The organism is Nostoc sp. CMAA1605 (assembly GCF_021596505.1).
In the GTDB taxonomy this organism is placed as follows: Bacteria; Cyanobacteriota; Cyanobacteriia; order Cyanobacteriales; family Nostocaceae; genus Trichormus.
This window is the reverse complement of sequence record NZ_PJIZ01000044.1, coordinates 37,590-43,896: the sequence shown is the minus strand read 5'-3', so window position 1 is coordinate 43,896 and position 6,307 is coordinate 37,590. Positions and strand designations below refer to the sequence as shown.

The window sequence follows — 6,307 nt, the reverse complement described above, 5'->3', positions numbered from 1 at the left end:
CGGCGGGCTGCGCCAACGCACTAACAATTGGTTTGAGAACGAATTTCTTGTAGAATATTAGAAATTTCTGCTTCTGATTCAATATGTCGTGCCAGCACTTGAGCAGTAGCCTCTAGCAAGCGGTTAGAAAATAACTTAGCTAAATCTTGGCGTAACCCTTGCCCAATATAAAATTTAAGTAATGCCTCACAGGACATATCTCGACTGTCTGCTATTTTTTTCAGAGATTCTAAAGTATCTTTGGGTATTTCTAAGGTTACTGTTTCGTTTAGCCGTGGGTGCAGTTGTAAGATAAATTCCTCTTCAGGATTGTTCATAAAGTTTTCTCTCTGTACGAGTCGCCGGACGAGCAGAAATGATGCGAGTTCGTAATCCACGTTCTACATAGACTACAAGCAACAAACGTTGTTCAAGGGAATACCCGATGATAAAAGCGCGTTGTTCGCTGCTAGAAGCATTGATAGGGTTTGCATCGCCAGTTTGGTAAAAAGGATCGAAAAAAACCTCGGTGGCTTCTTCAAAGGTAACACCATGTTTTTCAATATTGCTCCGCGCTTTGTTGCTATCCCACTCAAATTCAACACCTTGTAGGCGATAAACAATATCCATACATATATTTTATTGTCATAGGCGCGATGCCTACGGCGGGTTGCGCCAATACACTTCCTATGTATGATAGCCTGTTGCTTAAAACCATTGACCGTATGTGAAAATCCCGTTTGGCACTGCGATTGCACTTTGATTCTCAGATAGCGATGTTCTCTGCGTAATGCTCTTTTGCTCCCTTCAGTTTTGTTTATATACGCATTTTAGTTACAAAATCCAGTTAAATGATGAATGACGAATTTTCCGTAATCGCTTACGCTGAAGCGGTATTCATTAACTATTCGCATATTTCTATATCAGTGAATGCTGCTGACTATAACCACGACTTACTCCCCAGCGACGGAGTTAGGCTACTTACTACATAAACACCCAGACCGTTGTCAGTCCTTTGCGTTGAGTTTTGGACAGGCACACGTATTTTACCCCGAAGCCAATAGCGATCGCTGTACGGCTGCGTTGTTATTAGATGTTGATCCGGTAAAGTTGGTACGGGGGAGAAGTGCAAGTTTAGAACAGTATGTGAACGATCGCCCTTATGTGGCATCATCTTTTATGAGTGTGGCGATCGCACAAGTATTCAGCACGGCTTTGGGTGGACGCAGTAAAGATAGACCAGTATTAGCCCAAACTCCCATACCTTTGTTTGTCAAAATATCTGTATTACCCTGTCGTGGTGGTGAAGGTTTCTTAAGAGAATTGTTTGAGCCTTTGGGTTACACTGTCAAAGCTACAGGTCATCTTTTAGATGAAAAATTCCCAGAGTGGGGAGAGAGTAAATATTTCACTGTGGAATTGCAAAATACTCTCACAGTCAGCGATTTGTTAAGTCATCTCTATGTTTTAATTCCTGTACTCGATGATGATAAACATTATTGGGTAGGGGAAGAAGAAATCGAAAAATTACTGCGTCATGGTGAGGGTTGGTTGTCGCAACATCCAGCTAAGGAACAAATCACTAGGCGTTATTTAAAACGTCAGCACCGTTTGACGCGTCAAGCTTTAGCACAGTTAGTAGAGGAAGATAATCCCGATCCTGATAGTACAGAAGCAACTCACGCTGAGGAAGAAGCGGCGGTAGAAAAGCCGATTAGTTTAAATCAGCAGCGTATGAATGCGGTGGTTACTGCTTTGAAAGAAAGTAATTCTCGGCGTGTCATTGATTTAGGTTGTGGTCAAGGAAATTTATTAAAACTGCTCATTAAAGATAGCTTTTTTGAGCAAGTTACAGGTGTGGATGTTTCTTATAGGTCGTTAGAAATTGCTCAAGAACGATTAGATAGGTTAAGACTTCCTCGGAATCAATGGGAAAGATTACAACTGATTCAGAGTGCGTTGACTTATCAAGATAAACGCTTTTCTGGTTACGATGCGGCGACTGTCATTGAAGTGATTGAGCATTTAGATTTACCGCGTTTGGGGTCATTTGAGCGAGTTTTATTTGAGTTTGCTAAACCCAAGACGGTGATAGTAACAACGCCGAATATTGAATATAACGTGAAATTTGAAAATCTGCCGGCGGGGAAATTGCGACATAAAGACCACCGTTTTGAATGGACGCGATCGCAGTTTCAAGCTTGGGCAAATAAAATAGTAGAAAAGTTTGGTTATGCTGTGCAGTTGCAAGCGATAGGGGACGAAGATACAGAAGTCGGTTCACCTACACAAATGGCAGTTTTTAGTTACAATAGTTAATCTATTTATGAGGAATGGAAGCAGTTATTTTTATTGGTATTCAAGGCGCAGGTAAATCGACTTTTTATTGTCATTACTTTTTTCATACCCACATTCGCATTAATCTAGATATGCTCAAAACTCGTCATCGAGAGCAGATTTTTTTACACGCTTGTTTGGAGGGTAAACAATCTTTTGTGGTTGATAATACTAATCCGACTGTAGAAGAAAGACAGCGTTATATTATCCCAGCCCAGGCGCAAGGTTTTCGAGTCGTGGGGTATTATTTTCAAACTGAATTAGAGGAGTGTAAAAAAAGAAATAGTCAAAGAAATTCTAAACAAGTTGTGCCGCTTGTGGGGTTATTAGGGACATATAAAAAACTGGTTTTACCTCAGTGGGAAGAGGGATTTGATGCGATTTATACGGTTAAACCAGATTTAAATTATTCATTTATTATTGAGGAATGGCAGCGTGAAATTTGATGAATTAGATACTAGAATGCGGGTGTTTGAAACAGCCCATGATCATTGTATATTACCTGGGATTTATATAGTTGCTAGATTAGATGGACGTAGTTTTACTCGTTTGACTAAAGAAGTACATAATTTTGAAGCTCCTTATGATGTCAGATTTCGAGATATGATGCTGACAACAATTGAGCATTTAATGAATTGCGGTATAGATATTAAGTATGCCTATACTCAAAGTGATGAAATTTCCTTACTGTTTGCATATCATGAAGCTACATTCAACCGTAAGTTGAGAAAATTAAACTCAGTTTTAGCAGGAGAAGCCAGCGCAAAATTTTCTTTACTACTAGGTGATATTGGTTGTTTTGATTGTCGCATTTCACAACTTCCCAATGTGGAAGAAGTGGTAAATTATTTTCGTTGGCGACACGAAGATGCTCACAGAAATGCTTTGAATGCTCATTGCTATTGGTGTCTACGGCGTGATGGTCAAAGCGCAACGCAAGCCACTAGTATGATGAAAGGGTTATCTGTGGCTGATAAAAATGAAATTTTATTCCAACATGGGATTAATTTTAATCAGCTTCCTAATTGGCAAAAACGGGGTGTGGGTCTTTATTGGGAAGAATATCAAAAAGAAGGATTTAATCCTATCACTGGTGAAGTTGTTCCTGCATTACGGCGACGAATTCGGCGAGATTTAGATTTACCGATGAAGGATGATTATAGTCAGTTTGTTGCTAAATTAGTTAATCATAGACCTATTGCATAAATCTTTTTTCGTCTCACGCAAACCGCTAGCGCGGAACCCGCAGTTTAGGCGCAAAGTCGCAAAATAACTAATGACTAATGACTATTGACTAATGACTATTGACTATTGACTATTAACTATGAAAATTACTATTCCTGAATTATCTTTGGTTGTTTTGATTGGTGCTTCTGGTGCGGGGAAATCGACTTTCGCACGTCAGCATTTTCAGAGTTTTGAGGTGTTGTCTTCTGATTTTTGTCGGGGGTTGGTTTCTAATGATGAAAATAATCAGTCGGCTTCTGGGGATGCTTTTGATGTGCTGCACTATATTACAGCTAAAAGATTAGCCGCAGGTAAGCTGACTGTGATTGATGCTACTAATGTGCAGGCGGAAGACCGTAAGACTTTACTGCAAATGGCGAAACAATATCATTGTTTTGCTGTGGCGATAGTGTTTGATTTACCAGAAGCATTATGTCATGACAGAAATCAAAAAAGAAGCGATCGCAATTTCGGTTCTCATGTTGTGCGTCGTCACACGCAAATGTTACGGCGTTCTCTGCACAGTTTAGAAAAAGAAGGTTTCCGTTATGTCTATACGCTGAAATCTGTTGAGGAAATCGCATCTGTTGAAATCGAAATTCAACCTTTATGGAATAACAAAAAACACGAACACGGCCCCTTTGATATCATCGGTGACATTCATGGTTGCTGTGATGAATTAGAAGCCTTACTACAACAGTTAGGCTACGTGAGGAGGCAGGGGGGCAGGGAGCAGGGGAGACAAGGGAGACAAGGAAGCACAGAAGATTTTACCCCAATGCCCGATGCCCAATGCCCAATGCCCAATGTCCCATCCTTTTGGAATTTCCCCACCTATTACCACCCAGAAGGACGTAAAGCTGTATTTCTCGGTGATTTGGTAGACCGTGGCCCTCGCATTTTGGATACAGTCAAGTTAGTGCGGAATATGGTGATAGCCGGGACAGGCTTTTGTGTTTGTGGTAATCATGAACACAAGTTTTTGCGGAAACTACGGGGTAAAAATGTCAAGATAACTCACGGGTTACAGCAAAGTATTGATGAAATGGAAGCGTTACCTGATGGGGTGCGTGAACCTTTTAGTCAAGAACTCGCAGGATTTTTAGATTCTCTCATTAGTCATTATGTTCTGGATGATGGACGCTTGGTGGTGGCTCACGCCGGGATGAAGGCGGAAATGCAAGGACGCGGTTCTGGTGCGGTGCGGGAATTTGCTATGTATGGGGAAACGACGGGTGAGATTGATGAGTTTGGCTTGCCTGTGCGTTACAATTGGGCGGGAGATTATCGGGGTGAGTCTTTGGTAGTCTACGGTCATACCCCTGTCCCGGAAGCGGAATGGTTGAATAATACGATTGATATTGATACAGGCTGTGTTTATGGTGGGAAATTAACCGCCTTACGCTATCCCGAAAAAGAATTGGTGAGTGTACCGGCGGCGCGTGTTTACCGTGAACCAACGAAACCATTAGGTAATAACAGTATTACTCGGACAGCACAACAAGAATTAGATGATGTGCTGAATATTGAGGATGTCTTGGGTAAGCGGATTATTAATACTAAACTCCAGCCTAATGTTACCATCCGCGCAGAAAATGCGATCGCAGCTTTGGAAATCATGAGTCGGTTTGCAGCTAACCCCAAATGGCTGATTTACCTACCGCCTACCATGTCGCCACCAGAGACATCTTCCATCCCTGGTTACTTGGAACACCCAACCCAAGCTTTTACCTACTACCAAACCCAAGGAATTACAGAGGTGGTCTGTGAAGAAAAACACATGGGTTCACGGGTAATTGTGGTGATTTGTCGTGATGTCGCCGCCGCCGAAAAAAGATTTGGGGTGGTGGATGAAGGTATAGGAATTTGCTACACCCGCACCGGCAGACGCTTTTTTGATGACTTAGAATTAGAAACGCAAGTATTAGCAAGGGTGAATCATGCTTTGACTGCAAGTAACTTTTGGTCAGAGTTTAATACAGATTGGGTGTGTTTAGACTGTGAATTAATGCCTTGGTCAGCTAAGGCGCAAGGTTTGCTACGGGGACAATATGCACCTGTGGGAGTTGCATCACACCTCGCTTTAAATGATGCTGTAACTTTATTAGAACAGGCTAATACGCGCAATTTAGATATCACCACCCTACTCACTCACTACCAACAACGCGCAGAGATGGCGAGTCAGTATGTCAGTGCTTACCGTCGCTATTGTTGGCAAGTTGATGATATTGCAGATTTAAAACTTGCACCTTTCCACATTTTAGCCACCGAGGGACAAGTCCACACCGATAAAGACCATCGTTGGCACATGGAACAAGCCGCCAAAATCTCCCACTCAGACCCCTCTTTACTCCTAGCCACTAATTACAAAGTCATCGATTTAACTGATCCCAGTAGCCAAGCTGAGGGGGTACATTGGTGGTCAGAAATGACACAAGCTGGTGGTGAGGGGATGGTAGTTAAACCTATGCAATTCATCGTTAAAGGTAGTCGGGGAATTATCCAGCCTGCGGTGAAATGTCGCGGACAAGAATATCTGCGAATTATTTACGGGCCTGAATATTCAGCTATAGATAATTTACAACGTTTGCGTCAACGGGGTTTATCTTTAAAGCGTTCCCTCGCTATGCGCGAATTTGCTTTAGGTGTGGAAGCTTTAGAGAGATTTGTTAGTCATGCACCTTTACGTCGTGTCCATGAATGTGTGTTTGGGATTCTAGCTTTGGAGAGTGAACCCATAGACCCCAGACTATAATTTTTGGCG

Annotated in this window: 6 protein-coding genes; 4 read left to right on the top strand and 2 right to left on the bottom strand. The window is 42.0% G+C overall.

Going from position 1 to position 6,307, the window contains the following annotated elements; translation table 11 throughout:
- Nucleotides 1–20: 20 nt before the first annotated feature.
- Together CV014_RS16210 and CV014_RS16205 are read right to left on the bottom strand one after the other, a co-directional pair.
- Entirely contained in the window at nucleotides 21–317 is a 297-nt protein-coding gene (locus tag CV014_RS16210) for a hypothetical protein (protein WP_236142969.1), read from the bottom strand.
- A complete protein-coding gene (locus CV014_RS16205; RefSeq protein WP_236142968.1) occupies nucleotides 304–609 on the bottom strand; it encodes a BrnT family toxin in 306 nt (101 codons plus the stop codon). Before CV014_RS16205 ends, CV014_RS16210 begins: the two co-directional genes overlap by 14 nt.
- Nucleotides 610–909: 300 nt before the next feature.
- Between CV014_RS16205 and CV014_RS16200 the strand changes: the two genes are divergently transcribed.
- From CV014_RS16200 to CV014_RS16185, 4 genes are all read left to right on the top strand, one after another.
- Nucleotides 910–2,298 carry a 3' terminal RNA ribose 2'-O-methyltransferase Hen1 gene (locus CV014_RS16200; protein WP_236142967.1) on the top strand — a complete coding sequence of 463 codons (1,389 nt, stop codon included), beginning with the start codon at nucleotides 910–912 and terminating at the stop codon, nucleotides 2,296–2,298.
- Nucleotides 2,299–2,312: 14 nt separating this feature from the next.
- Nucleotides 2,313–2,762 (top strand): ATP-binding protein, encoded by a 450-nt coding sequence (locus tag CV014_RS16195; protein ID WP_236142966.1) that lies wholly within the window; start codon nucleotides 2,313–2,315, stop codon nucleotides 2,760–2,762.
- Nucleotides 2,752–3,522: a tRNA(His) guanylyltransferase Thg1 family protein gene (locus tag CV014_RS16190; RefSeq protein ID WP_236142965.1), complete on the top strand. Its 771-nt coding sequence runs from the start codon at nucleotides 2,752–2,754 to the stop codon at nucleotides 3,520–3,522. The genes CV014_RS16195 and CV014_RS16190 overlap by 11 nt, the downstream gene beginning before the upstream one ends.
- 118 nt (nucleotides 3,523–3,640) lie before the next feature.
- Nucleotides 3,641–6,298, top strand: a complete 2,658-nt coding sequence (locus CV014_RS16185) for a polynucleotide kinase-phosphatase (RefSeq protein WP_236142964.1) — start codon at nucleotides 3,641–3,643, stop codon at nucleotides 6,296–6,298.
- Nucleotides 6,299–6,307 lie beyond the last annotated feature (9 nt).

Coding starts and splice junctions, on each gene's coding strand:
- CV014_RS16210 (WP_236142969.1), bottom strand. CDS start 317: ATGAACAATCCTGAAGAGGAATTTATCTTACAACTGCACCCACGGCTA.
- CV014_RS16205 (WP_236142968.1), bottom strand. CDS start 609: ATGGATATTGTTTATCGCCTACAAGGTGTTGAATTTGAGTGGGATAGC.
- CV014_RS16200 (WP_236142967.1), top strand. CDS start 910: ATGCTGCTGACTATAACCACGACTTACTCCCCAGCGACGGAGTTAGGC.
- CV014_RS16195 (WP_236142966.1), top strand. CDS start 2,313: ATGGAAGCAGTTATTTTTATTGGTATTCAAGGCGCAGGTAAATCGACT.
- CV014_RS16185 (WP_236142964.1), top strand. CDS start 3,641: ATGAAAATTACTATTCCTGAATTATCTTTGGTTGTTTTGATTGGTGCT.